At 42.9% G+C, this 26,241-nt stretch carries 28 protein-coding genes; 5 read left to right on the top strand and 23 right to left on the bottom strand.

Annotation, left to right across the window (positions count from 1 at the left end):
- Positions 1 to 165 precede the first annotated feature (165 nt).
- Positions 166 to 930 (top strand): XRE family transcriptional regulator, encoded by a 765-nt coding sequence (locus ZOBGAL_RS21115; RefSeq protein WP_013995808.1) that lies wholly within the window; start codon positions 166 to 168, stop codon positions 928 to 930.
- Positions 931 to 937: 7 nt separating this feature from the next.
- On the opposite strand, the gene ZOBGAL_RS21110 is transcribed toward ZOBGAL_RS21115, so the two are convergent.
- The 11 genes from ZOBGAL_RS21110 to ZOBGAL_RS21060 all read right to left on the bottom strand — a co-directional run bounded on the left by ZOBGAL_RS21110 (position 938) and on the right by ZOBGAL_RS21060 (position 10,729).
- Entirely contained in the window at positions 938 to 1,372 is a 435-nt protein-coding gene (locus tag ZOBGAL_RS21110; protein ID WP_046288130.1) for a GNAT family N-acetyltransferase, read from the bottom strand.
- 101 nt (positions 1,373 to 1,473) lie between these two features.
- Positions 1,474 to 1,851 (bottom strand): nuclear transport factor 2 family protein, encoded by a 378-nt coding sequence (locus ZOBGAL_RS21105; RefSeq protein ID WP_013995806.1) that lies wholly within the window; start codon positions 1,849 to 1,851, stop codon positions 1,474 to 1,476.
- 26 nt (positions 1,852 to 1,877) lie between these two features.
- Positions 1,878 to 2,498, bottom strand: a complete 621-nt coding sequence (locus tag ZOBGAL_RS21100) for a MarC family protein (RefSeq protein WP_013995805.1) — start codon at positions 2,496 to 2,498, stop codon at positions 1,878 to 1,880.
- Between the two features lie 189 nt (positions 2,499 to 2,687).
- Positions 2,688 to 4,178, bottom strand: a complete 1,491-nt coding sequence (locus ZOBGAL_RS21095; RefSeq protein WP_197541280.1) for an aldehyde dehydrogenase family protein — start codon at positions 4,176 to 4,178, stop codon at positions 2,688 to 2,690.
- 25 nt (positions 4,179 to 4,203) lie between these two features.
- Entirely contained in the window at positions 4,204 to 5,142 is a 939-nt protein-coding gene (locus ZOBGAL_RS21090; RefSeq protein WP_013995802.1) for an NADP-dependent oxidoreductase, read from the bottom strand.
- 19 nt (positions 5,143 to 5,161) lie between these two features.
- On the bottom strand, positions 5,162 to 6,724 hold the full coding sequence (locus tag ZOBGAL_RS22970) for a carboxymuconolactone decarboxylase family protein (protein WP_013995801.1): 1,563 nt from the start codon (positions 6,722 to 6,724) through the stop codon (positions 5,162 to 5,164).
- A gap of 7 nt (positions 6,725 to 6,731) precedes the next feature.
- A complete protein-coding gene (gene budA, locus ZOBGAL_RS21080; protein ID WP_013995800.1) occupies positions 6,732 to 7,589 on the bottom strand; it encodes an acetolactate decarboxylase in 858 nt (285 codons plus the stop codon).
- A gap of 33 nt (positions 7,590 to 7,622) precedes the next feature.
- On the bottom strand, positions 7,623 to 8,246 hold the full coding sequence (locus tag ZOBGAL_RS21075) for a putative quinol monooxygenase (protein WP_013995799.1): 624 nt from the start codon (positions 8,244 to 8,246) through the stop codon (positions 7,623 to 7,625).
- A 31-nt stretch (positions 8,247 to 8,277) separates the two neighbouring features.
- Positions 8,278 to 9,129, bottom strand: a complete 852-nt coding sequence (locus tag ZOBGAL_RS21070; RefSeq protein ID WP_013995798.1) for a hypothetical protein — start codon at positions 9,127 to 9,129, stop codon at positions 8,278 to 8,280.
- A gap of 2 nt (positions 9,130 to 9,131) precedes the next feature.
- Positions 9,132 to 10,052, bottom strand: coding sequence for an alpha/beta fold hydrolase (locus ZOBGAL_RS21065; protein WP_013995797.1), 921 nt, complete (start codon positions 10,050 to 10,052; stop codon positions 9,132 to 9,134).
- Between the two features lie 23 nt (positions 10,053 to 10,075).
- Positions 10,076 to 10,729, bottom strand: a complete 654-nt coding sequence (locus ZOBGAL_RS21060) for an oxygen-insensitive NAD(P)H-dependent nitroreductase NfsB (RefSeq protein ID WP_013995796.1) — start codon at positions 10,727 to 10,729, stop codon at positions 10,076 to 10,078.
- A 242-nt stretch (positions 10,730 to 10,971) separates the two neighbouring features.
- On the opposite strand from ZOBGAL_RS21060, the gene ZOBGAL_RS21055 reads away from it, so the two are divergent.
- On the top strand, positions 10,972 to 11,355 hold the full coding sequence (locus tag ZOBGAL_RS21055; protein ID WP_013995795.1) for a winged helix-turn-helix transcriptional regulator: 384 nt from the start codon (positions 10,972 to 10,974) through the stop codon (positions 11,353 to 11,355).
- A gap of 47 nt (positions 11,356 to 11,402) precedes the next feature.
- On the opposite strand, the gene ZOBGAL_RS21050 is transcribed toward ZOBGAL_RS21055, so the two are convergent.
- The 10 genes from ZOBGAL_RS21050 to ZOBGAL_RS21005 all read right to left on the bottom strand — a co-directional run bounded on the left by ZOBGAL_RS21050 (position 11,403) and on the right by ZOBGAL_RS21005 (position 20,881).
- Positions 11,403 to 12,299 carry a DUF6999 family protein gene (locus tag ZOBGAL_RS21050; RefSeq protein ID WP_013995794.1) on the bottom strand — a complete coding sequence of 299 codons (897 nt, stop codon included), beginning with the start codon at positions 12,297 to 12,299 and terminating at the stop codon, positions 11,403 to 11,405.
- A gap of 9 nt (positions 12,300 to 12,308) precedes the next feature.
- Positions 12,309 to 14,159, bottom strand: coding sequence for a StlD/DarB family beta-ketosynthase (locus ZOBGAL_RS21045; protein WP_013995793.1), 1,851 nt, complete (start codon positions 14,157 to 14,159; stop codon positions 12,309 to 12,311).
- Between the two features lie 3 nt (positions 14,160 to 14,162).
- Complete coding sequence (locus tag ZOBGAL_RS21040; protein WP_084724410.1) at positions 14,163 to 14,882, bottom strand: sterol desaturase family protein; 720 nt, start codon at positions 14,880 to 14,882, stop codon at positions 14,163 to 14,165.
- A gap of 325 nt (positions 14,883 to 15,207) precedes the next feature.
- Entirely contained in the window at positions 15,208 to 15,573 is a 366-nt protein-coding gene (locus ZOBGAL_RS21035; protein ID WP_013995790.1) for an antibiotic biosynthesis monooxygenase family protein, read from the bottom strand.
- 6 nt (positions 15,574 to 15,579) lie between these two features.
- Complete coding sequence (locus ZOBGAL_RS21030; protein ID WP_013995789.1) at positions 15,580 to 16,443, bottom strand: nuclear transport factor 2 family protein; 864 nt, start codon at positions 16,441 to 16,443, stop codon at positions 15,580 to 15,582.
- A 205-nt stretch (positions 16,444 to 16,648) separates the two neighbouring features.
- Complete coding sequence (locus ZOBGAL_RS21025; protein ID WP_013995788.1) at positions 16,649 to 17,146, bottom strand: VOC family protein; 498 nt, start codon at positions 17,144 to 17,146, stop codon at positions 16,649 to 16,651.
- A 171-nt stretch (positions 17,147 to 17,317) separates the two neighbouring features.
- On the bottom strand, positions 17,318 to 18,163 hold the full coding sequence (locus ZOBGAL_RS21020; protein WP_013995787.1) for an SDR family oxidoreductase: 846 nt from the start codon (positions 18,161 to 18,163) through the stop codon (positions 17,318 to 17,320).
- 111 nt (positions 18,164 to 18,274) lie between these two features.
- On the bottom strand, positions 18,275 to 19,147 hold the full coding sequence (locus ZOBGAL_RS21015) for an AraC family transcriptional regulator (protein WP_013995786.1): 873 nt from the start codon (positions 19,145 to 19,147) through the stop codon (positions 18,275 to 18,277).
- Positions 19,148 to 19,220: 73 nt separating this feature from the next.
- On the bottom strand, positions 19,221 to 19,628 hold the full coding sequence (locus ZOBGAL_RS21010) for a VOC family protein (protein WP_013995785.1): 408 nt from the start codon (positions 19,626 to 19,628) through the stop codon (positions 19,221 to 19,223).
- Between the two features lie 47 nt (positions 19,629 to 19,675).
- Complete coding sequence (locus ZOBGAL_RS21005) at positions 19,676 to 20,881, bottom strand: winged helix-turn-helix domain-containing protein (RefSeq protein ID WP_013995784.1); 1,206 nt, start codon at positions 20,879 to 20,881, stop codon at positions 19,676 to 19,678.
- A 229-nt stretch (positions 20,882 to 21,110) separates the two neighbouring features.
- Here ZOBGAL_RS21005 and ZOBGAL_RS21000 point away from each other — a divergent pair, with 229 nt between their 5' ends.
- On the top strand, positions 21,111 to 22,391 hold the full coding sequence (locus ZOBGAL_RS21000; protein WP_013995783.1) for a serine hydrolase domain-containing protein: 1,281 nt from the start codon (positions 21,111 to 21,113) through the stop codon (positions 22,389 to 22,391).
- A gap of 79 nt (positions 22,392 to 22,470) precedes the next feature.
- Here the strand turns inward: ZOBGAL_RS21000 and ZOBGAL_RS20995 are convergent, their stop codons facing one another.
- Complete coding sequence (locus ZOBGAL_RS20995; RefSeq protein WP_013995782.1) at positions 22,471 to 23,469, bottom strand: alpha/beta fold hydrolase; 999 nt, start codon at positions 23,467 to 23,469, stop codon at positions 22,471 to 22,473.
- A 299-nt stretch (positions 23,470 to 23,768) separates the two neighbouring features.
- The gene (locus tag ZOBGAL_RS20990; protein ID WP_013995781.1) at positions 23,769 to 24,218 is read right to left on the bottom strand and encodes an META domain-containing protein; all 450 of its coding nucleotides are present in this window, start codon (positions 24,216 to 24,218) and stop codon (positions 23,769 to 23,771) included.
- Between the two features lie 447 nt (positions 24,219 to 24,665).
- On the opposite strand from ZOBGAL_RS20990, the gene ZOBGAL_RS20985 reads away from it, so the two are divergent.
- Both ZOBGAL_RS20985 and ZOBGAL_RS20980 read left to right on the top strand, forming a co-directional pair.
- Positions 24,666 to 25,283, top strand: coding sequence for a hypothetical protein (locus tag ZOBGAL_RS20985; RefSeq protein ID WP_013995780.1), 618 nt, complete (start codon positions 24,666 to 24,668; stop codon positions 25,281 to 25,283).
- Positions 25,284 to 25,570: 287 nt separating this feature from the next.
- Positions 25,571 to 26,239 carry a hypothetical protein gene (locus ZOBGAL_RS20980; protein ID WP_013995778.1) on the top strand — a complete coding sequence of 223 codons (669 nt, stop codon included), beginning with the start codon at positions 25,571 to 25,573 and terminating at the stop codon, positions 26,237 to 26,239.
- Positions 26,240 to 26,241: the final 2 nt, after the last annotated feature.

The raw sequence follows: 26,241 nt of genomic DNA, 5'->3' as shown, positions 1-26,241 counted from the left end.
GCGTATTTTGTATTTATTCCAAAATTATGGAAAAAATCCATATTATGGATATAATCCAAATATTATTTTGGATATATTCCAAAATGTGTATATTTGAAAATGAAAGGGTAGTGGAAACTTCAAGCCCTCGACAGTTTTGAACAAGAGACCCAATGCAAGAGTTCTATGGAAAATGAAATCACATTAAAACGATTTATCGAGGTACGCCGAGACTTAGGCTATACCCAAGCCGAATTTGCAAAATTATTAGGCCTGTCGAGTACTACGGCCGATATTGAAAGGGGGAGGACCAAACTTTCGGGAAAAGTGGTAATGGAGCTGCTGAAGCAGTTTAAGATCAATCCCTTGTGGCTTTTTGGAAGTAGCGACAATCAGTACTTGGAGACTTCGAAGACCAGCGTTATTCCAAAAGTCGTAACGGTCGATAACTCCGGAAACGAAAATATGGTCTTGGTGAATGCCAAGGCAGCGGCGGGCTATCCGCAAAACATTCAGGATACAAGCTGGTACGAACAGTTGCCGGCCTTCGACCTTCCCATACCGGAATTCAGGAATGCTACCTATCGCGGGTTTCAAGTAGAAGGGGATAGTATGCTCCCAAACCTAAAACCGGGCGAATGGGTCTTGGCCAGGGCCGTAGAGCATATCGACGATGTGAGTCCCAACAAAATGTACGTGGTGGTTCTAGAAGATGCGGTATTGGTCAAAAAAGTGGAAAAGCGCCCGAATTCGAACAACATTACCTTGGTTTCATTGAACGAGACCTATCCGCCCTATGAAATCAAACCGTATCAAATACAGGAAATTTGGCAGGTAAGTAGCAGGATCACCTTTGGGGAAGACGCCACTACGGAGAAAGGGCTTTTAAAACAACTGAAAGAGTCTATGGACGAACTCAAAAGTCAGTTACGCCATGTAAAGAAGGTCTAGGTCCGCTTTATGGCCTCGGTACTTTCAGATTGTAGACCCCGCTTTCACGCAGGGTAAACCCTAGGCTTTTGTACAGGGCAATCGCCTTGGTTCTATGGTGGCCCGAAAATAAAAGGATATCATCTATGTTCTTGTGTTGGGCCTCTTGCAAGAGTTTCTCCATTAGTTTTCTACCGATTCCCTTACCTCGATAGTCGGCATCGACGACGACATCTTCCACCAGTCCCCGATAACCTGAAATCACTTTATAGGTGGCCAATAAGGCCATACCGACGATTTGCCCTTCTTCTTTGCAAACCACAAAGATAACTTGGTTGTCATCTTGAAGTATTTGATGCAAAGGTCGCTGTTCGTTCTTGTCGTTCAGTTGTTTATATAGATTTTTTATCTGTAACTGAATGGCGTCGTTGAGATCGTATTTGTGTAGAAGTTCAATAGTCATAGCGAGTGATTTGTCAACTTTAAAGATGATAAAACTAAGCATATATTGGATGCGAACATCGTCGTTTTTCTTAAAGTGATCTTAAAATATAGAAGGGGCGATCAATACATGGTATTTGGGTTTGCCGATGTTTTTGGGATTTGTTGAATGGAATCCCAGTGTTCGCAGATTTTCCCCTTAGTGTCAAAGCGGAAAAAATCCATGGTGATATATTGGTCGTTATCCGGCCAGATTTGGTGCGTGTGCAGGGCTACTAAATCGCCCTCGGCAACGGCCCGCACGAATTTAATGGACTTTTCGGGGTATTCCCTTTGCATTCTTTCAAAATAATCGACAAAGCCTTTCGGGCCATTGGCCACATGGGGGTTGTGTTGAATATAGGTCCCACCACAATACTTTTCGATGGCCGCCTTGGGGTTGCCTTCGTAGGCCATTCGGTAAAAGGCAATGGCATTTTTCTTGTTTTCCTTGATATTCATATATCTAAATTTTTACTGGGCTTGGGTTAATTAGATAGGGTGAAGGATATTTTGATCCCCTGTATGATCATGTCGGTTCCTATGATGGCGATAATCAATCCCATGATTTTCCCGATTACCGATATTACGTTATGACCGATTTTTTTGATGAAGAGTTCACTTAGCATAAACGAGATATAGGTCATCCAGCACAAGAGGCCGAAAATCATTATGACCATCCCGATCTTAAGGTATCCGGCGTTAGAAACAAAGTTCATCCCCGTTACAATGGTTCCCGGTCCCGCCAAAATTGGAATGGCCAGGGGCGATATGGCAATGTCTTCATCGATATGGGTTTCCTTTAAGTGCTTTACGTTCGATTTTTTAGACTGGAGCATATCAAAACCTACTACGAAGATCAAAATGCCCCCTGTAATCTTAAAAGCAGGTATGGTAATACCGAAAAGCAGGAAAATGAATTTCCCGAGAACGAGGAAGAGCGTAACAATGACAAAGGCCGTAAGTGTCGCTTTTTTACTGATGTTCCGTTGGGTGGTTCTATCGGCCCCACCTGCCAAGGATAGAAAGACGGGTATGTTCGACAGCGGGTTCATTATGGCAAAAAAGCCGGTGAACACGGTAATGGAAAAGGTAATAAGGTTATCCATGTAAAAACAATTTTCCCTTAGTGAAAAACCAAAACTGAATTCTGTTTTTCGGGTGGGTTAGCATTTCTTTTTTCATCTTTCTTCCGTAGGGAAGGGATGTGATTTACAAGATAGCCAAAAAAACCGTATGCCAAGGTAGGAGGGAATACCTGCCCAGACATACGGGAATGTGATATATAGGGACGGTCATTATTGAAAATCCGCTGCCCTAAACGGATACTTTCTCGGTTCTTTTTGAATGCTGATCCAATGGGCAACGGTAAATGACTTGATGCCCCATTGTCCGTTAAACCTACCTAAACCGGAATTTTTAACGCCTCCAAAGGGTGCATAGGCACTGTCGTTGACAGGTTGGTCGTTAATATGTGTCATTCCAGCTTCGATACCTTGGGCAAATTGCATGCCTTTGGCTTCGTCTTTGGTAAACACTGAACTAGACAGTCCATAATCTGTAGCATTTGCCAATCGTAAAGCGTCATCCATATCCTTAGCACGGGCAATGGAAACTGCGGGGCCAAAAATTTCATGCTTGAACAAGGGACAGTTTTCATCTACATCCACAAAGATATGCGGGGGCATATGCAAGCCTTCCGACTCCCCGCCCAAGGCCATTTTGTAGCCTTGGGCCTTGGCCTCGTCGATTAGGTTCTTTACGGTATCGAACTGGGCCTGGTCAATGATCGGTCCGATAAAGGTGTCGGGATCGTTCATATCCAATCTTTTGAGGGTTTTTACCTTGGCGATAAATTTTTCGGTGAATTCATCATAGACCTTATCCTCTACGATAATCCTGTTGATGGCCATACAGATCTGACCTTGGTTCATGAACTTTCCCCAAGCCGCGGCCTCTACCGCTTGGTCAATATCGGCATCCTCAAGGACAACGAAGGGACTATTGCCTCCCAATTCCAATTCGATGTTTTTGATGAGGTCGGCGCTCAGGGCATTTTGACCGACCTGGCGACCTACCGGCGTCGAGCCGGTAAAGGAAATCAGTTTGGAAATGGGATGCTTGGTAATAGCCGTTCCTATGGAGCCGCCCCCACCGGGCAAAACACTCAACAACCCTTTGGGGAATCCTGCCTCCTCAAGAAAGGATGCAAAAATCAATCCACCGGTGACGATCGAATTCGACGAAGGTTTCAAGACAACGGCATTACCTACTGCCAAAGCAGGGCCCAAGGTGCGTGCCGTCAATTGTCCGGGGAAATTCCAAGGAGAGATTAAACCGATGACACCCAACGGTTTTCTCACGGCCAATGATTCTTTTCCGTCAATGTCCCGAGGTAAAATTTTACCTTCTACCTGTAGTGGCAAATGGACGCTACTTTCGAAAACACTGGCCACCAATTCTGCCTCGAACAACCCTTTTGCCAAGGTTGCTCCTACTTCTTTTCTTGCCCATTCTGCAAATTCTTTCTTTCGGTTTCTTACCACTTCGGCAAGTTTAAGCATCATTCTACTCTTTTCAGGAGGTAGTACTGCTGCCCATTTTTTCTGCGCAACTGCTGCTTGTTCAAAAGCTTCGTTTACATCATCTGTGGTAGCTCCATTTAAAGAGAATAACTCCTCTTGGTTCCAAGGGTTAATATCTTTGATTGCTGGTCCTTTTCCATCTTTCCATTCGCCACCAACAAAAATTTTCCTCGTATAATTCGGTAATTTATCTTGTGTTTTCATTTTCATTGTGTTTTAATAGTTAATACTAAAGTGTCACGATTACTTTACCCACTGTTCTTCCTTTTTCAACTTCAGTATGGGCAGCAGCCATATCTTCAAAAGCAAACGTTTTGTATATGTTTGGTTTAATGCTACCGTTTTCTAGCATTCCTTTTAAGGTGTTCATATCTTCAGCACTAGAGTGTACTAAAATGTCTGAAACGGTTTTGTTCTCCTTTTTGGCTGATGCTTTTACATCATCTATGTCCATACCTAACGTTGTATAAGCTGTACCGCCAGTTTTCAAGACTTTTACGGAATTTTCTAATACTTTACCCCCTTGCGTATCTAACACAAAGTCGATATCAGATAAAATTTCTTCAAACTTTTCAGTATGATAATCTATTGCGTTATCTGCTCCAATAGACTTAACAAATGCACTGTTTTTTGCCGAGGCAGTAGTATTCACAAAAGCTCCCATTGCTTTTGCAATTTGGATAGCAAAATGACCAACACCACCAGAACCTGCTTGTATTAGTACTTTATCACCTTTATTAATCCTTTCTTCTAAGATTTGTAATGCAGTTAAAGCAGCTAAGGTTGTAGCTGCAGCCTCTTCAAAAGAGACGTTGTCTGGCATTGTAGCTAAATGTGCTTCTGGCGCAGCAACAAATTCCGCGTAAGCGTTACCTACACCAGGAAAATTCACCATACCAAAAACCTTGTCGCCTATTTTAAAATTGGTAACATCAGTACCAACTTCAGTAACTGTTCCTGCTATGTCCCAGCCTAAAATAACAGGTCGTTTTTCACCGTACATCATATTCAGCATCTTATCTTGATACTTTGGTTTTACATCTGCCGGGTTTAATGAAATAGCCTTTACCGCTACCAATACTTCGTTATCTTTTATGCTTGGTTTTGCTACTTCTGCTAAATGAAGGTTTTCTGGTCCTCCTGCTTTTTCTAATATTATTGCTTTCATAGTGTGTCTATTTTTTAAATTATTTTTTATTGTAGACAACGGTCATTCCCTTGCCTTGCTTAAGTGTTAAGCGCATTTTGGTATTTGTAACTTCAATTACAAGTTCATCATACCCTAAATCAATATCTCCGATTTTGCTAGTTCTGGTGAAGAAATTATTTTTCCAATCCCAAGTACCTGTCAAAACTTTACCTCCAAAAACTCCAAATATTTGACCGTCGTGAGTAGCAACAGATTGCCCGTCTTTGTCTCCATAAAAATTATTGGCAGCCAACTTTAAATATTCTTCTTTTGTGTTTATTCGTTTCCAATTTTCTAAACTAATATTAGAATCGGTAGATAAATTATAGACTTGTATCTTGTTACTGAAAATTAAAGGTGTGTAAAGTAAATTGTCCAGTATGCTAATGTCTGCTAAACCTTTAGGGAAGTTTCCAATGAGCTTTTTTTCATTTGAATTAATAAAAAACAGCTCGCCAGTAGTATTGCTGCTTACCAAATACCCGTTATTAACAGAAGTAACACCATCTAAACCACCTAGTTTATACGCGCTTGTAATTATTTGGTAAGACTTATTGGTAATATTTACCGAATACATACTCCCGAAATTACTTGCAGTAATTGTCTGACTTAATTCTGCTCCATAATCGGCAATAACTAACTGATTATCTTGTATAAATAACCCGTTTGGATGCTTAATTTCAGATGTTTGAAACCAAACCTCTAATTTGTTATTTACTAATGTGAAAATTTTACCACTTGCTATATCAGAGATAAAAACCTGTCCGTTTTTAGAAACCACGACATCATTTAGTGACACAACATCTGGAGAAGTAATGCTATTTACGACTTTTCCATTTTTAACATTGATAATATGAAGCTCCTTACCATCGCCAACGTATAATTTGTCTTGATAAAATGCTAAACCTGCTGGCGAATTTAAACCAGTTACCCATTTATAATTATCAACTTTTCCATCCTTTGAAATTTTACTTATATACCCTTTGTTATTATGATTTACGTTAGAAACATATAACCAATTCTCTGTTGGTGATGCCACAATAGACTCAGGCATAGAAAAACCATCTAATTCCCAGTTTTTAACTAATTGTTGTGTTGTATTTATAGGATTAGATGCCGTAGACCTTGTTTCTTCTAAAACTTCCTTTAACGCAAAAATGCCATTATTTGCAGCTGGAAAGCCTGTATACAAGCTCAATAAAATCATAGTTTCTGAAATCTCATTTGGCGTAACACCTAAATTTAAGGCAGCCTTTATATGTGATTTTAACTGCGACTTTGCATTTGCTTGTGTAGTAAGACTAGCTATTATTAATAATTCTTTGGTTTTAAAATCTATGCCTTTTCTGTTATAAATTTCTCCAAAACCATAGCCAATAATATAATCTGCCATATCTGGAGAGACACTTTTAAAAGCTGCTTCTAATCCTTTTGAAGCTCCTTCGCCATTAACCTCGTTAACAATTTTTACGCCTCTTTTATAATTGTCTTCTTTAGTGTTTTGCGCATTACTTGCAAAAGAGAAAGACAATGCTAAAACCAAAATGATGTACTTTTTCATAATCTTCTTATTTACCGTTTTGCTTTGCGGTTGCTTTTGGTGAGGCACCTTGCTTCAACGTTTTGTTTCTGAATTTTTCGGTTTGAGGAAGCTGCAAATTGACTTGGTTTATTTCTTGAATTTCTACTTGAAGTTTATCAAACTTGATATCTTCTAAATGCCCTCCTAGTGTTATGTCTTCAGACAAAAAGTGAAAGTGCATTCCCGGTATCACTACGTTTCCAATATAATCTGGCGTAAATAAGCCTACTAAAGTTCCTTTAATATTTTCTCTAGTATACATTACTCTTGTATCTAAATAATCAAATAGAGAAACATCTTCATTTTCTACCTTATGTGCCGATGCCATTTTTAAATAGCCAAACTCCCCTTTAATCCGGTAGGCATAAAAGCTATTTATTGAAGTTGCATATTTTTGGAGTTCTTTACTTAAATCTTCGTAAGAGGTAATGTTTTCTATAGTCACCGTTTTCTTTGGTTGAAAATTTATCATCGTCATATTAGGCGACTCTAAATCTTCTGGAGCCTCTTTAATTCCGCCTTCGGCATCAATGGTGTATACCACTCCGTCTACGGCGACCAGTTCACCGGCCAAATGGTTTACGGTGCCAATACCAATATTGCCTTGTTGTACCATTTGTCGAGGAGTAATGTCGCCTTCGTAGATACTGTTCAATAAGGCAACGGTGGGTGCGTATTGATGAATGGTATTTTCGGTATGGGGTGCTAATCCGTTTTCATCTACATTGTGTGGATGCGGATGTTCGTGATTTTGCGTTTCTGTAGTTGAACCTGCTTCTTTTTTGTCCTGATTTCCGCAGCTTGCTAAAATTGCCAAGGAAAGTAATGTTATTGCTGTTTTCATGATAGTGGTTTTTAGTTGAACCTGACGTTTCGTTTAGATTTCCGTGACGAAATTCATATACTGCTTTAAATCACCAATGACAGCTTCTTCCATTAGTTTGCCTGTTTTTACTGCATAAGGTTGATTAAAGTGAATGTCCCAAACATCAGATTCTTTTCTCCAATGCTCATAAACGGCTAAAGTATCTTCCTGATCATCTACTGTATATAAATCAAAAATGATGTTTCCTGCTTCCTCTTTTCGAGTGTGGGTAATATGGTCTTCAAACTGTTTTAGAAGTGCGGGCCTAAATTCCGTTTTCAATTTAAAAATGAAGAAAATGACAAAGACTTCATCTTCTGGGTTAGCCGATTTAGAATGGTCGGGTAGGGGGGGTGTATCTCCTAAAAAATAAAAATCCGGAGCAGACTTTAAGGCGGTTTGCCCCACTTGCATTAGCTTTTTTGTGTGCGGCTCATTATCGTGGGAGGTAATGGCCGCTTTATTGGCCCAACGTTCATAAACAAAGAATACATTGGCATCTGCTTTAGAAACAAACACGCTGATTTCTTTGTTGCCCGCTTCTTTTCTCGTGGCGGCCTGTACTTCTTTTAAGGTAGTGGAAAACGCTTCCCTATATTCCGGTTTGGCCGTAAATTTTACAATAGTACTTTTCATAATAGTTGTTCTTATATATTGAATTAGAGTTTTATTTTAATGGCGCAAGAGGTACTTTTTGGGTTATGTTCGCCTCTTTTATTTTTGCAAACCTGTCATTGGGATTATCTTGTACGACCCAATGGTGTGTGGTGGTAGCAGTAAGTTTTTGGTTTTCTTTCGTTAGGCCTTCCCAAACAAAATCTACATCGACTTCGTATTCTTTTTCAGAAATTACCTTCACGGAAAAATTTTCGGGGAAGTGACTGCTTTCCTTTAATTGTTTAGGGGTTCCGTTCAACCACTTTTCAAGATCGTCTATATTGACAATGGGCGCGTTGTTGGTTGAAAAGTGAAGCTTGAAATTGTCCACTAACAATTCTTTAAAAGGACTTACATTTCCGTCTAGGCTTTCCATGTGGGCCAACCAAAAATGCATGAGTGACTTGGTTCGGTTCGTAGGGTAGGCATCTTCAAAATCTTCATCGGTAGGCCCTACGGGTACGATTTCCACTCGTGTGAATTTGGGTAGGTCGCCAACAAATTTTTCTAACCTAATATCATTGTAATGCAGGGCATAACTTTGCTTTTCTCCATTGGGCTTGATGTTTTGGTAGTGCAAATCGGCTTCCAACCCGATAGAATTGTCTTCCAATAGTGAAACCTCGATAGATTTAATATGGTGGGCATTTTGCCAGCCGTCATACACCTTAAGTCTTTTAGGATAGTCTTTGGTCCCTTTAAATTCTTCTGAGGCATTGATCATAGTAATGTTTTCGTCCAACATTTCTAGTTGGTTGTTAATACGCTGGTCATTCATGGGGCGTTCATACAATTGATACCATCGGTACAACTGAACCTTTGCCAAATGTTGGTCTCTTGTCGTTAGTTTTGATACTTCCATCTTTATTGAATAAATCGGTTGATACTTGTGGCTACGGTTTCGGGAACTTCCAATTGAGGGGAGTGTGAAGCGTTTGGAATAAGCTCCAATTTGGCGTTGGGAATATGGTCGCGGTAATATTCCGCTACGTTAAAACTCACCACCTTGTCGTGTTTTCCCCATAGCACCAAGGTGGGAGCCTTTATGGAAGCTACCTCATCTTTTAAGTTGAAATAGGTTCCGTTCTTTATAGCGGGAATCAGCGTGTCGTCGACAAAATCCTTGCTATTGTTGATCTGCTCGATCATATAATCCGCTATGGGTCCGGGAAGTTCAGGTACCTTATAAAAAACGCGTTGAAGCACGGCATTAAGTTCTTCTTTGTTTTCTATTTCCTTGCCAAATCCGCCATAGACCACATGGTCGTCTAAGGTAATGCCAGCGGCATTTAGAAGGATCAGTTTGGCTACGTCCTTAGGGTATTTTATGGCATAAGCGGCGGCGGTATGGCCTCCCATTGAGTTTCCAATGAGATAAAACCTGTGTACGCCGATTTGCTCTAAAAAGGACTTTACAAAAGTGGCTTGGCCGTCTATGGAATAATTTAGTCCCGCCTTTCTTTCGTTTTCACCGTGACCGGCCAGATCGGGAAGAATCAAATGGTAGTCTTCCGATAAAAATTGGGCAGTTTGCAAAAAACTGCTCTTGTCGTCTCCCATACCGTGAAGAAGTACAAAATAAGGCTTGTCTTCACCGGCCTTGCTTTCGTAAAAATTTACGATATAGCCATTTACAGCCACGGTTTTCTTTTCAAGTTTTGCCGCCCTGGCATAACTTGCGTTGGTTTGGTCGACAAGTACTTTTGGGAAAAAGAAAAATATAAGGACACCGACTGCCATCAACGCCAAGACGATTCCTGCTCCTATTTTTAAGAATTTTTTCATGATTTCTACCTTTTTTAAGAGGATTATAGCTGGGTGATTATAGTTTCTTCGGGAAATCTTGATTTGGGTAATTTCGAGTTAAAATCGGTATCTTTTCTGTAGCCCAAGGAAACCACGGCCAAGGCTGTGTATCCTTTTTCACGTAAACCAAACTCCTCGTCCAAAGCTTTTACATCTATACCTTCCATGGGTACGGCGTCTATACCCAAGACGGCAACCCCTAACAATAGAGACCCCATATTCAGGTACACTTGTTTTTCCATCCAATGCGGAAGGTCTTTGAGGTCGTACTTGTGTATGTCGGCAAATAACATACGTCCGCCATGCATTTGATCTTTAAATTCCTGGGCGGCAAATCGGCCATCTTTATCTTCTTGTTCCAAAATGCTGCTCATATAGGCTTTGTCTGCATCCGTTCTTGCGGCAACGACGATAACATGCGATGCGTCCAAAACCTTGGGGGTGTTGAACTGAAAAAAGCCTTGCGTGCCTTTTGCAATTCGTTCTTTGCCTTCTTGGGTGTCGGCAATCAGAAAATGCCAAGGCTGTAGGTTTACACTTGAAGGACTCAAACGCAATAAAGCCTTTACTTGTTCAAAGTCTGAATCTGAGATTTTTTTAGTGGCATCGAATTCTTTTACGGAGTAACGATTGTTCAAAATTTCTGTGATGTTCATTTTATTTTATTTTTTACACTATCAAAATTATAGTAGCAAAAGTATGTATAGTGACTTTTGTGTGCAATAACGGTCAAGATTGATAGTATGTAAAATATTTTTTAAAATACTTGTAATCAGTTGTTTGCAGTGTAAAATTTTCACTATCAAAATTATAGTTGTATACTAAAGTATAGTTGCATAAATTTGCATTGTTATATATGTAGTACTATCTAGGGATAGGTTTTTAAATAAATTGATATATGGATAGAAAAGAGTTATTTGAAAAAAAACCGAAGATTAAGATCAACGGAAAGATTTCTTCCTGTCCGACCAGTGCGGCAATGGAGTTGATCGGTGGAAAATGGAAGAGTGTTATACTGATCCATTTGGCGGACGACAAGAAGCGCTATAATGAATTACGAAAGGAAATAGAGGGAATTACGGAACGTACCCTAAGTCTGCAGTTAAAGCAGTTGGAAGCCGATGGTTTGGTGACGCGGAAGGTCTTCTCGAAGAAGCCACCGTTAAAAGTAGTATATGCCTTGACCGAATTCGGACAAAGTTTGGTGCCCATTCTCCACGGGATACGTGATTGGGGACTTTACGCCGCGGAAACCAAGGGCGAGTTCTTATTGGAAGATTAGGTTTTGTATAAAGGCTGCCTTGGACCCCTTGCCGTTAAAGGTCAAGTCTAGGCCATGGGGGTTACGATACCGTCACGGTTTTTATTGAGTTTCATTTTTACCAAGACTTCGTGCAGGGTTTCGGCCGCTAGGCCATGTAATACCAATCTATAGGCTACACTGTATGTGGTAGCGGGTACCATGGGGTGTTTGTTGTTCACTAGGCCCAAATGCCCCGGGGTGTTTATGATCTGCGAAGTGTAAATGGCTATGGTTTCGTCTAATTGCAATGAATTGGATGCCCGTATAAAGTCGTTGGAGGTTAAAAACAATTGGTAATAGGGGGTAAACAACTCTATGGCCGACCTAAGATCGAGAAAATTGGTCCATTTTTTCGGAAATTCGATATGGTCAAATTGATCTTCGGTAATCATGTCCAAATTTATCTTTTCAGGAGGTTGGATTTTGGTGCCCTTCTGTTTCAACTGATTGTTCAATTGGATCACAAAATTGTACAGGTTCAAGTCGTGCTGTAAAAACAGGTCATCCTTGACATCTTCAAAGTCCTTTGGTTTTAAAGGATTTCCCACGATTTCCGCTTCGGGAGTGTTCGCCGCTATAAATTGTAAGATCTCGGTTCCGATATGAAAATGCCGAAAAACGAGCAAATTGGCATCTGGGCTAACGAAGTTTTTGAGTCCCCATGCCAAAATTCGGTGCAATACTTTCGATGAATTTATAAGGTTGGGAAAGAAGAACTTGAAAATGTGGATAAAGAACATGGTCACCTTCGACCAGAGGTGTATAATGGGCAGTAGGTATCTTGCCGATTTGGAAGCATTGTCCCGCATTAAGGCCAACTTTGTAGTTTGGTTTATAGGGATACTTTCGTCTAAAAACAGAGCCAACCAAGGGTTGGGGTCCCTTTCGTCATGCTTTGATATATCTAAGTTTTCGTCTATCATATCCTCAATTTAATAATTACCTAATTCGTTTAACTGCATGGTGTACAATTTACCTGTAATCTTTGCGGTCTTTACTATTTTTTCGGCTACCTCCATATTCATTTCCGGATGGTTCAATGCTTCTTCCAAGTTGTGGAAATGGTTTTCGTCGGCCACTCCGTGATAGGTGAAAAAGGAGACCTGATTGTCTTTCAAATTTAATTGATCTTTAATCATTTCGCCCCAATATCCCGCTAAACGCTTGCCAATACCCTCAATGATAAACATAGATCCCAGTAAATCGACCGGGTTGGGCTTACTGGCCTGTTGAAACATAAAGGAGGTTAGGGCCACGGTACCGATATTCTTTTCCGCTTTCTGGATTGCTTCCAGGTCTTCTCCCAAGGCCACATAGTTTCGCTCCAGCATTTGATAATCTTTATGTTCGGTAGCGGTGTGTTTTATAAAGGCCGACCGTAGGTCAAAAAGATGGATGTCGATATTTGATGCCGCCCTTGATATCCATTGGGAGCCATCGATTACCTGTTGTCTGAGATCGGTCAATAAAAGTTTGTAATCCGACATGCTAAGGGTGCCATCGTGTATTTTCTCGACGATGGGCACTTTAAGTAAGGCCGTCTCGAAATCTATCCATACTTGCGTAAGGTTCCTGATCAACCATTCGGAAGTCTCACTCTTGTTAATAACCAATTCAGGGGATTCAATTTTTCGCAAGGGATACCGTTTAGTGGCGGTATTGTTGTCGCCTACTACGGTGAGTTGCATAAATGAGGTGATAAATCGGCCGCTTTCAGGTACCATACACAGGATTTTGTTTCCGGGTACCAACTTTCCGGAGTGCATCAATTCGTCCAACATGATAAAAATGGAGGCCGAGCCTGTATTTCCCTTAGACGTAAGGTTGCTGAACCATTTCTTATCGGCGATTTCGCCCCCTCCCTTGAGCATGAGCTCTTTAATGGGGGCTTTGAACATTTCCGAAGAATAGTGGCAGCATAGCCAATCGATTTCCTTCCGGTTTATTTTTCCTTGGTCGATAAGTTCAAAGTAGTGGGCAACTCCGGTTTTTATTACTTTGTCCAATAACCTGGTGTCTTGTTTTAAGTTAATGGCACCGGCCTTTGAAGCTTCTTCGTAACTCGGGTAGTCCAACCATGTTTTTTCCGTTTCATTTTTGTTGTCCGTCTTCCCGGTATACATACAAACGGGAAATTCGTTGGCATGTGATTTTAAGTCGATCCAATCTATTTTTAAGGAAATTCCGTTTTTGTTTTTCTTGTTTTGAAGCACAAAGGCACCTGCACCGTCAGAAAGCATCCACCTTAAGAACTCGGCGTCAAAGGGCAGGTCATCTACGCCTTGGGCTTCAAATCGTGAGGCTTTGAACAATCTACTGGCCAATTCGCTTCCCACACAGACGGCATTCTCTTTTTCATCGCTTTTTATTTGCGCATAGGCATTTTTTAAGGCCATTATACCGCTAGCGCATACACTTTGAAAATTGGCCACCTCACATCTGTTAAAGTCCAATCCCGCATGTACCATACTGGCAAAACCGGGTATGGGGAGGTCACCTTGGGTCGTTCCCGTACATAGCAATTCAACATCACTGCTCCTTAGACCGCTTTTTTGTATGGCATCGTTAATGGCGCTAACCGCCAATTGCGCATTGGAGTGGGTGCTCTCTTGGTTTTTATCGATTGCATAATGCCTGGTCTTGATTCCGTTTTGTTTCAGTACACGGCTTTTTGCGCGGCTATCCCTGCCGTTTATCCGGCCTAGGTAATCTTCTATTTCCTCATTGGAAACAGCCTTGTTGGGTAAAAAGGAACCTGTACTTGTTATATATACCTCACTCATATATTATTTGTTATGTCTTGAAAATATTTTATCTAAAAGGTGTAACGCAAATCCGTAGTTTTGTCGGCCCCTGCTATGGTGTTCGTTGTGATGGGTGCCAAAAAGTTTCCAGCCTTTCCCTTTTCCGCTTCCAAAGCGATAGTTGCAATGTCCCGCAAAATTCAACAAGATGCTTATCAGCGGATAAATAAATATGGCTATTATCGAAAAAGGAACGAAGGGGGCAATGGTTACGGGAACCGTGCTAAGTAGAAGGGCCTCTACCCAATGAAAACTAAAAACGGAATATACCGTCGGAATCCTAGATTTGTGGTGTATGAAATGCACATGCCTCATCATAAATTTTTGATGCATTAACCGGTGTACCAAATAAAAGTGGACTTCGTTCCACAGGGAAAGGATTACGATCCCGATCAATATATTGGACCACGTATTGGGCAAGAGCTCAATCACTCCTTTCCGAATAAGAAAAACGATGGGGATGATGGAAAACCCAAAAATTACAATCGATTTTACGGAGTGCTTGATTTCAAAGGCGATTTGGTCTTTTGGAACGGCTATGGATTTTATCTTGTTGAGGATGCCTTTGCGCTCCAACACCTTGCAAACGAATAAAAACAGGGAGCCTACGCCAAAGTACAAGCCTATAAAGTAGCCGAAGGTAAGGCCGTATAGCACTGTATAACTATAATTTAAAATAATGTCTTCAATCAGAGACTCCAAGGGCAATGGTCTAGTTTATATGTGGGACGAATGTCAACTCCTAAAATACAGTAAAGATTTATATCTAACAGAATTAATCTTGATAACGTATGTCTTTAGGTGTTTTATTGCCTTTGAAAGAGCATGTGTGCTTTCTTACGGAAAATTCATTGGCCTACAAAGCGATTCACTAAGGAGCCATTGTTGAATATGGAACGTGCTTTAGACGAATTGGGTCAAGCTGCCGGAAGCAAAAAGGGGAGTTCGTACTTGAAGACTAGGGTAAAAAATAGGAAAAGGCCGCCCCCAAGGCAGCCTTTTCCAAATCGGAATGCAAACTTATGCATCACTTTACATTGTACCTCATCATCTTCATGGTACTTCCTTCGATCATTTTCGCATAAGGGGCTACCGATGTATCGTTCATAAACTTGTTCATAGAAGCTTCGGCGTCTGTTTCTGACTTCCATCGTACGACCACTAAAACCTCATTTCCTTCCTCGTTATAGGCGCTTTCCCTGCTGATAAAGCCGGGTTGCTTGCTGGTATACGTCTCCTGTATCTTGGCGTCTTCCTTCCAAAAATCATCGGGGTTGACCGTGTCTTTGTATTGAAAACTGGTGATTTCCAAAATGTAGGGATCCGTTGGTTCTTCTCTTTGGTTCCAACTTGCCAAGCTGAAACAGGTGATGATTATAATTAGATATTTCATGATGGATTAATTAGGAAAGTTAAACTTACCGTTAGTGTTCTTTCTATCGGCTTCGGGGGCAATCGTTTCGATAACATCCCAGTGTTCGGCTATTTTTCCGTTCTCTACCCGAAACAGATCGTAGTAAGAGGTATGTGCCCCTCCAAAATGACCTTCGCTAATGCTCAGGACGAAATTACCTTGCCCCAATACTTTGTGTATTACGGAGAACTCCATGGTAACCCCTTGTTCGGCCATGGCGGCCAAGGCGCTTCCTAGACCCGATAGGCCGTCCGCAATGTTCGGATTGTGCTGGATGTATTGGTCGCCTTCAAAATAATTTCCAATTTTATCCATATTGCCGTTTATCAAAATATCGGTAATAAAGTTTCTTACCAAGGTCTTGTTCGCTTCGGTTTTATCGAGATCGGTGATTTCGATGGCGCCATCGATCCTGGTATGGCCGCTTGGGTTGGGCTGTTCGGGCGTTACTTGTAGGTTGTCCCAGTGTTCTACGATCAAACCGTTTTCGAACCTAAACACATCGAAGCCGATCTTTGGGCCAAAAAAGTTGTAGTCTGTATGCGTAAATATATAGTCGCCATCTTCAAAGGCCCTTATTGTATTTACCTTAGCGGAATTTGAGGGCAAGGCCTGTAAAATTTCACCAAAACCGGCCAGACCGTCGGCCACCCCTAAATTGTGTTGTGTATATGATTCGGGATTGATGTAGGAGGCGGGTTCTTGTGCGCCTGTCTCTATCGATTTGAGTACTTCAATTACTTTTTCCTTGTTCGATACTTTCGGTGTGGCCACGTCATCATCCTGCCCGTTGCAAGAAGAAAGGCTCAAGGCCGAAATAAAAATTGCTGTTAAGAATGTGCTTTTCATTTTTCTAAGTTTATAGGTATTAAATTCGGGGCAAAAATACGTTGGGCATCCACCCTGTTCGGGATAAAAAAATGCCTTTCAACTGTAAAAAAGGGAAAGTTTGAAGTTGGGAACGAAAAAACACAAGGCTGTAATGCGCGTGTTTCTACTGGTCCCTAAAAATTAGTAGGTTAAAGAGGAATAGGGGCTGGCTAGAAGGGGGTATTTAAGATGCTAATTCGGACAGAAGCCCTTGAACGTCGAGGGGTCTGGTGTATATTTCGAGGCTACCGTCCGCTTGCTTCGGCCATTGCTCCCTTGGCCTGTCCCAATACAATTCCACCCCGTTTCCATCCGGGTCGTCTAGATAGATGGCCTCCGAGACACCGTGGTCGGCCGCCCCGGTCAACGGATAGCCTGCATCTCTCAAGCGGGCCAGTATTTGCGCGAGATCTTTTCTCGTGGGGTAGAGAATGGCCGTATGAAACAAACCGGTACTGTTTTTTGGAGGTCGAGGTCCATTTTTACTTTGCCATGTATTTAGGCCGATATGGTGATGGTATCCGCCAGCGGAAATAAATGCCGCTTCTTTTCCGTATAAGGTGGTAATCTCAAAGCCGAGCAGGCCGTGGTAAAAATCAAGGGCGCGTTGGAGGTCGGCTACTTTTAAATGTATGTGTCCGATACTTGTGTTTTGCGGAAGCTTGTATTCTGAATCGCTCATGACTTGAACTGTTAAGGGGTGAAAAGATGAAATGTTCTGTGTTACTTACAAAGATGTGACAAAAATTTGGGACACCACTTTTGTAAACGATGTACACAATATGAATTGAAAAAGGGGGTGCCGTTTGGTATATAAACAAACGGCACCCCCTTTTACGAACAACCAATGGGTTTACCCTATGCTGGCCGCTATGGAGCTGGATAATGGGGTAGTAAGCCTGCCCAATAACAGGGATAGTTGAAGGCCCTCGTCAAAGAGGTCGCCTTTTTCGGTAGATACATCGGAACTGGCCAAGAACTCCGCAATAGGGGCGGGCACTCCCGCTTCTTGTAAGGCTTTGGCGTATTCGGCTTCCGGAAGGTTTACGTAGGGAATTGCCTTTCCGGCCTGTTTGGAAAGCTCTAGGGCATAATCGGTCATGGTAAACGATTTGTCACCGGCCAATTCATAGGTTTTTCCTTCGTGGCCTTCGGTGGTCAATACGATGGCGGCCGCCTCGGCATAGTCTTCGCGACTGGCCGAAGAGATTTCTCCTTCGCCCGCGCTACCGTATACGGCGCCCTTGGCGATAACGTCTTTCAGGGTATCGGTATAGTTTTCGGTATACCATCCGTTTCTCAAAAGGGTGTACGGAATTCCCGATTCGGCCAAGGCCTTTTCGGTGCCCAGGTGTTCGGGAACCAAGGGGGAACTAGATGTATCGACATGTAAAAGACTGGTATAGGCCATGGCTTTTACCCCTGCGTTTTTTGCCGCGTTTATCACATTGGCATGCTGGGCCAAACGTTGCCCCAACTCGCTTCCTGAAATCAACAAAAGCGTATCGATCCCTGCCAGGGATTCCGTCATTTGTGCAAGGTTTCCATAGTCGAATGCGCGTACTTCAACCCCTAGGTCCTGTCCTTTTTGTGGGGTTCTGGCCAATGCGACAATGTTGGCTTCAGCGGTTCTTTCCTTTAGTTTTTCAACCACAAGTCTGCCTAATTTTCCGGTGGCACCGGTTACTGCTATTTTCATCTCCTATAGGTTTTAATGGATGTATTAAAATTTATAGGACAAAAGTAGTTTGGCGCTTTGTGGGAGGGACTATATAAAAATGAAGTTATACTGTAAAAAACGGAAAGCAGGCTAGGAGTGGAGTTGGCGGAAAACTTCGGGGGTGGTCTCGGTATTTTTTTTAAAATACTTATACATATTGGTAGGTTCGTCAAAACCGGAAGTATAGGCAATTTCGGTAATGGACATGGAGGTGTTGATCAACAAACGTTTGATTTGGGTGACAAGAATGTCATCTATGATCGCCTTGGCCGATTTACCTACGATCGTCTTGCATATATTGTTTAGGGTTTTTGGGGTACAGCCCATTAAACTGGCATAGTCCAAGGTTTTTTTGGTTTCAAAACAGCGTTTTTCCACCAACTGTTGAAAGGCGATAAAATCGCTCACGTATTTATGCTGGGTAAAACTGACGCCTTGCTTCAGCTTGACGCGGAAGAGTTTAAAGATCAAGATATGGAGTAGGTTCCTGATAATACCGCTAGAAAACTCGTCGTAATTCTCGTTGTATTCCACCTCTATTTCCTTAACGAGGTCATGGATACCCGCAAAATCGGTATCGCTGGTATTGATGCAGGGCGTAGTCAAAAACTCGTTGAAGAGTTCGTGTGAGCGGGCAACTTCTTTTTGACTTAAGAGGCTGGCCAAAAAGTCTTCGGTAAAAATTAATATAAATCCTTTGGTCCCCGGGCTTTTAAAGAAGCGGTGTATTTGGTCTTTGCGTATGGTAAAAATGGTGTTTTTACCATAGGGATAATCGGTGAAATCAATGGTATGCTTTGAATCTCCTTCGGTAATGATCATAATTTGGTAAAATTCCACCTTATGGGGCGAAGTAATATCTTGCTCTATATTTCGTGCAAAAAGTACTTCCAACTTAAGCAGCTCAAAACCCGAATCGGGCCTGGTCTCGTTGTTGAATTTTACGTTCTGTATTTCGATCATCTACCTTCTTTGTTTGGACAATTAAAAGGCGGCAAAACTATGCTTTTTCGGCCGTATACCAGGTATGGGGGCGTTAATCTTCGGGACCGATCCAGGCGAAGGGATTGTGGGCCACTTCCCATAGATATCCGTCAAGGTCTTTGAAATAGCCGTGAAAACCGCCCCAATCGGCCTTTTGCGGTGGCTTCACCAAAATGGCCCCGGCATGTATGGCTTCGTTCAATACCGAAATCACCTCTTCTTCGCTAGAGACGTTATGGGCGAGGGTCATACCTGAAAAACCACTTCCTTCGGGAGCAATACCCACATCTTTTGCCAAGTGTTCCTTCTCGGTGAGCCCGAGCCAGGTTCCGTTCAAATCGAAAAAGGCCACACCCGGAGGGGATTCGAATAGGGGGAGGCCCATACCTTCTTTGTAAAAGCGGATCGAAGCTTCTAAATTTTTCACTCCTAAAGAAATCATACTTATTCTTGGCTTCATGGCACTAAGCGTTTATGTTGTATCAGACTAAATGTCGCATGTTTTATTTAAACGACCAAATCGGGGTTGATATTGAAGAACTGTGGTTTGTAATTTGCGGGAACGGTGGTGTGCAGGTAGAGCCCCTTACAGCCATTGAACCGAACAAAGGCCTTGAGTTCCTTCCCAAGGGCGGCCGAAAATGCGTCCAATTTCGTTAAGCTTGGTTCTAGGCTCAATCGATGGATGTGCAAAATTCCCGTTTTTCTGTCCGCCTTACTGTCCATACGGGCCACAAGTTTTCCGTCCCATAAAATAGGCAGGGTAAAATAACCGTGTTGGCGCTTGTGTTGCGGAACATAACATTCCAAAAGATAATCGAAACCAAAGAGTTCCTGTGTTCGTTTTCGTTGTATGAGGAGATTGTCAAAAGGCGATAAAATCTTGGCTTTCTTTCGCAAGGGCCGGTTTAATAGTTCAAGGGATTCGGGTAAAAGGTAATAGGGATTTCCGGAAACTTTGATAGGCAATACTTCACCCTCGGCCAGCATATGGTCAAGCGCCTTTAAGACTAGGGGTTTTACGTTTTTGAGCAGGTAGGTCATTTCTGAAAGTTTGCCCGGCCCATTGGCACGCAAGTATTTTTTCACCAAAAACTTTCCGTATTCCGCTTGGGTCGGGGCCGTGGTGTTCACGGAGTCGGGAAGCACCCTTTCGGTAAGGTCGTATACCTTATGGAAATTAATACGGTTACAGATCATCAGGTCGCCCTGTATAAACAAATTTTCAAGGGCCTGTTTGGTGGGTGCGGTTTTCCATTCGCCCAGTTTACTTCCCTTTTTATCAAAATCCCTGGCCATTAACGGGCCTTCGTCCTTTATGCGTTCCTTGACGGCATTCATAAGCTTGAGGTCGCGTTTAAACCAATGTTTCATTTGGCCCGTGGCAATAGCGTGTTTGCGCGGAAGGCTGAAGCGATAATCGGACATGGGCAAATACGAGGCGGCGTGCGACCAGTATTCAAAAACTTTCTTGTCGGCTATCAACTGATGTATATGGGAAGCTTTATAGTTCGGGTTTCGGTTGTACAGGGTGTGGTGATGTGCCCTTTCGATTACGGAAATGGTATCGATTTGAATATAGCCCAAACGTTCAATGGCGGAAAGCGTGGTAGCCTGGGCGGGACCCGTACGGGCGGTAGGCGGTAAACCTTGCGATAACAAGGCCAGTTTTTGGGCTTCACGGAGCGAAAGGCTTTCTAGTTTTGAACTCATAGGATGAAATTAAGGAAGAACTGTGCAAAGGGAACAAAAGTAAGAAGATCGGCACTGATTATATGGTGAAAATGTACGAGACGGTATCGAATAAGGGGTATAATTGTTCAAAATGTTAAAAACAATATAAAAACGGGAAAAATTTATAAGAAAAACTGCATTTTATCCGTTATTTAAGCAATTCATCCTATTTTCGTGCATCTCAACCTACCAAAAGAATAGCTTATCAATGCAGAGATATAAAATTTTGATCGCATCTGCGTTCGTCGTCTTCACTTTATCCGTATTTATTTCACGTGCATTCAATGCAGAATCGACCAAAGCCCCCAAGAAGGCGGTAACGGCCTCGACAATTGAAAAAGACCCTAAAATCGATAAGGAAGTCCTTCTTTACGCTTCCCGACAAAAGAAATTACAGGCCGCCCTGAATGCCTATTTCAAGAAGGCCATTGCCAATGGCGATGTCGTCGGGGCAGGGGTGAGCATCGTTACGGGCGATTCCATAGTGATATCCGACGGTTTTGGAACAAAGAAAAGTACGGATAACAGTCCCGTAAACGGGGAGACGGTTTTTAGGTTGGGTTCATTATCAAAAGGTTTTGCCGGCATGTTGGCCGCCAACATAAAGCACGAGGGAAAATTGAATTGGACGGATCGGGTAAGCGACTACCTTCCCGAATTTCAATTGGGTGATGGCTCCAATACCAAAAGCATCACCTTGGCCAATATTCTATCGCACACTTCGGGCACGCCCTATCACAGTTATACGAATCTAGTGGAAGCCGGTCTTCCCCTAAAGGATATAGCCAAGCGTTTTAAGGAGGTAATGCCCATTAGCAAGCCGGGAATCATGTACAGCTATCAAAACGCCATGTTCGCCCTTTGTGGGGAAATGATGAAGAAGGCTACGGGCAAAAAGATAAACACCCTTTTAGACGATCGCTTTTTTAAGCCCTTGGAAATGTGTACCACGACTACCGATTTCGAGACCCTGACGCATGAGGCCAATATTGCCATGCCGCACGTAAAAGCGCGGAACGGTTGGAGGGCTGCCCACTTAAGGGACAATTACTACAATGCCGTAGCTGCAGGGGGAATCAGTTCCAATGCCCACGATATGGGAAGGTGGATGCGTTTTTTATTGGGACACAACCCTGATGTTATGGATAGTTCGGCCATAAGGGAAGCCTTTAATCCCTTTATCGAGATTTCAGGACATAGAAAATATTATCAGCGATGGCCGGGCCACACCCGTTCTTATTACGGCTTTGGATGGAGAATCCATAAGTTTAGCGAAGGGCAGGCCAATGTAGAAAAAACGATCTGGCACCATGGCGGAAGCGTCAATAACTACAGAAACGAGATTGCCGTGTATCCGGAATCGGATTTGGGCATCTGTGTACTCTTGAACAATAACTCGCCCATAGCCAAGACCGTAATTCCGGACCTGTACGAAATCGTAAAAAAGGTCTATAAAGAAGAAGAGGCCACCACCAGCAAAAGGATGTAGCCTCTATTTCCGTATCAGGGGGTATGCCCCCCGTCTTAGTTCTTTTCTTTAAACAAGCCTTCGATTTTGGCACTCGGCCTTACTCCTTTAGAAAGGAGGTCAGGGGCGCGATAAAGCGGTCAAAACTCTCAATATGGGGCAGGTGGCCGATATTCGCCAACTCTACCAACTCCGCATCCGGTATGCGCTCTTGGGTCTTTTTGCCCAATTGGTTATAGAGTCCCATAGTCTTTCTCACCTTCTCCGTAACCAAAGGTTTTCCTAAGGCCGTACGGTCTCGGGTACCGATGATCAGTAAGGTCTTGGCCTTGATGTTTTCAAACTCATAGACCACGGGCTGGGTAAAGATCATATCGTAGGTAAGGGCCGCGTTCCAAGCGATGCGTTCGTAATCGGAATTTAACGTCCATCCCGCCAAAAGGTTTACCCATTGATCGTACTCGGGCTTCCATTGCTTGTCGTAATAGCTTTCAAGTTGATACTTACGTATGCCCTCATAACTCTTTTTCAATTCGTTTTGATACCACCATTCCACAGGTTTGTAAGGTACCTTAAGTTTCCAGTCCTCTAAACCGATAGGGTTTTCCAAAATCAATTTTTCGGTGGTTTCCGGATACATCAAGGCGAAGCGGACGGCGATCATGCCTCCCATGGAATGTCCCAAAACGGCCGTTTGGGAGACTCCCAATGTATCTAAAAGGCTTTTGGTGTTTTGGGCCAGTTGCTGAAAGGTATAGTGAAAATGGGCCGGTTTAGATGATTTTCCGAAACCGATCTGGTCGGGGGCAATGACCCTAAAACCTTTTTTGGTCAAGGCCTCGATGGTGGTCTTCCAATAGGCGCCGTTAAAGTTTTTACCGTGGAGCAATACAATGTTCTTACCGTTGTAGTTCTCAGGCTTTACGTCCATATAGGCCATTTTCAGTTGTTGCTCCTGATTGTTGATGCTCAGGGAGGACACGGGAAAGGGATACTCGTAATTGGCCAGTTCGATATCGAGCCATTCTAGTTTTTCCGCTTGCGCATGGGCCACGTGAACGGTGATCAGGGCAAGGAGGACGGGAATGATTTTTTTCATGATTTTGACTTTGTGTTTTTTCGTTCTTGTTAGGGCTATGGTTAGTCCCCAGTAACATAAGGGGCAACAATGACCGAACAGCCTTTCTCTAAGCTAGGGATTAGGGGAGCTGATTGACATAAGGTCGTTTTATAAGCCGTAAGGGGTTACAAAGGGCAAAAGTAAATCTTCCTGTTAGAAGGTCGCAATAATGTTTTGTTAAGATCAAATCGAACGTGCGAAAGTGGAAGTTTGGGGTGCGATAAGGGGAACGGCGTACCGCTAGGGCCCGTTTTCGTACGTCGTGGTGGGTAGGAGGATTAACGTTGGTCGGTGGCCGAGGCGTCTTCCTTGGGCTTAAAACGCATCATGGGCACCTCGTCCATCAACAGTTCCAATTTGCCATCGGCATCGATGTGGTAGGCGTTGATTTTCTTCATGGTATTGACAAAGAAGCCTTCCCCTTGGCCGCAGAACATCATGGTGGTAGGGCCGGGCTCGCCAAAGGAAATTTGCTTGCCGTCAAGGGTAAAATCGGCCGAATATCCATTGCAGCTGTTGTTGCCTACCACATGGGACTTCTCTTGGTCAAATCGGATGAAGGGCTTGCGATTTGGGTAGAGTCCCGAAAAAGCAATGCGCGGGCCTGATAGGTATTCCAGTTCCCAAACGGAGCCAAAGAGCGGATTGTCCGCTGTTTTTTTTGTCGAGGAACAAGAACCGAGTACTAGGGAAAGAAGTAAGAGACAGAGGGAAGTAGAGCTTTTCATAGCGATTTTTTTAAGGGTAGGGTCACCGCAAGCACTAGCTTGGGCGAAGCTTTTTAGGGCGAAAAATAACTTATTTTATAGAAAGCACAGGAAGGTAGGGTGTAAAGACTTTGTTAATTTTTCGCCCCCTTTCTACGGAAGCCCTGTTGAAAAATTTCTTAAAAACCTTACGTAAATCTGTAAGGTATGGATGTTAAATCACTGTAAATTAGCGGGGTAAATTAAAAGATGGGCGGAGGATGTCCTCTCGAAGCCGAAGAGGGGCACTCCGACGGGATGTGGAACCCATACCCCTGCCGGACAAAGTACAATATATCGACACAGGCAACGCCTGGGCTAGTCGGGCTAGGTATTTGCGAAATTCTTACTTTTATGGGTATAAACAAGGTAGCGTCAATGGCTATATCTAGGTTTAGTTGTTGGGAGCCATTGAAAAAAGTACGATCCATGGAAATCACAAAAAAACAAAACAAGGCCGTTGACGACATCGTTGAGATGGTGGTCTCGGTAATCGGAAAGGGATCAAGGGAAATGGATGCTACGGAAGCTATTTCGAGCACTGCGAGACTGGCCGGCAGTTTTTTGTTCCGGTCCTTTGGTTTTAATGTAGCGGATGCAAAACCGGGTTCTGCCATGTTATCCGAAGAGGCCAATACCAAAGGTCCCCAGCTTGTTCAAATTACCCACGCCGTACTGCAAAAATATGGAGTACAGATCGACAATAACAAGATGTCGGGCAGCAACCGAAAACGGGCCGAAAGCAATTTTGTGGATGCCATTGCCAAGGTTCAGGACCCGGCCTTGGAAATCATGAAAAATAATGATTTAAGCTACGAACAAATGGCCCAATCGGCTGCCATTGCCACGGCCTTCATTATCCAACAAAGTGCGAACATCGCCCCTGAAGAGGGTTTTGGAACGGCCATTTACCATTATATTGAAGGCACAAAAACCTTTCCTCCCGAATTTTCCGATACATCGGAAAAACCGACCAACACCAAGGCCCCTGCAAAGGAAAACACGGAGTCCAAAGGCAGTTCAAAACCTTGGTGGAAGTTTTGGTAATCGATTTTTCGTTCCAATAATGCTATATCGGCAGAAGGGTGACGCTTGCGGCAGCTAGAGGGAGAATCCAAGAAATTTTTAAAACTACTCGGTAGTAGTAAAGTTAAATACGAATCAAATTTAATGTAGACAAAACAATCGTTTGAAATAATCCCTCTTCCCTCTCGACAAGTCCATTTCATTTTCCCTTATAAGGCAAAAAGCCAACCGTGCAACCATTTTTCTGCTGGCACCTTATCAATTTTATTTACCTTGGCAAAAAACACTAATAAACCATTCCGTACTTTATGAAACACCTCTTCTTATTTGTTGTCGTATTATTCAGTGCTACCTCTTTTGGGCAAACGTCCCAAAAAATCAACCTTACCGATTATATCAGGGAGATCCAAATATGGCACAAGGAAAACAACCATATGTCCCTCGCCTTTTGGATCCCCACAGGTTATTGGAAAATCGCTACGGAGGGCAATCCCCAAATATCCGGTGAAACGGTAGACCAAATCGTTTCGGCCTTCGACGATTACGTCTTGGTATGTGGTCTCGATGTAGATATCCATACCAATGGCACGGCATCGTTCACCGACGAGGCCACTTTGCGCCAATCGATTTCCCTTATAGACGAACAAGGGGAGGTCTACTTGCCCTTAGATGACGATGAGGTAAGTCCCGAGGCTTCGGGCTTTTTGGAACCCATGAAGCCCATGTTCCGCCAAATGCTGGGCCAAATGGGGGAGGGCATGCATTTTTTCTTCTTTAAGGTGCAGGACGAAAACGGGAAGACGGCCATAGATGAATACAAAGAGGGTAGTTTTACCATAAAACACTCCGATAAGGAGTTTAATTACACCTTGCCATTGGTCGCCCTAATGCCGGGTAAAAAATGCCCGGTAGACCATGCCGAAATGAAAGGAAACTGGAAGTACTGTCCTTTTCATGGGGACTTACTTAAGGAATAACG

Origin of the sequence: Zobellia galactanivorans (genome assembly GCF_000973105.1) — a bacterium.
Classification (GTDB): domain Bacteria; phylum Bacteroidota; class Bacteroidia; order Flavobacteriales; family Flavobacteriaceae; genus Zobellia; species Zobellia galactanivorans.
Note: the sequence above shows the minus strand (reverse complement) of the source record. Positions and strands in the feature narration are given on the sequence as shown.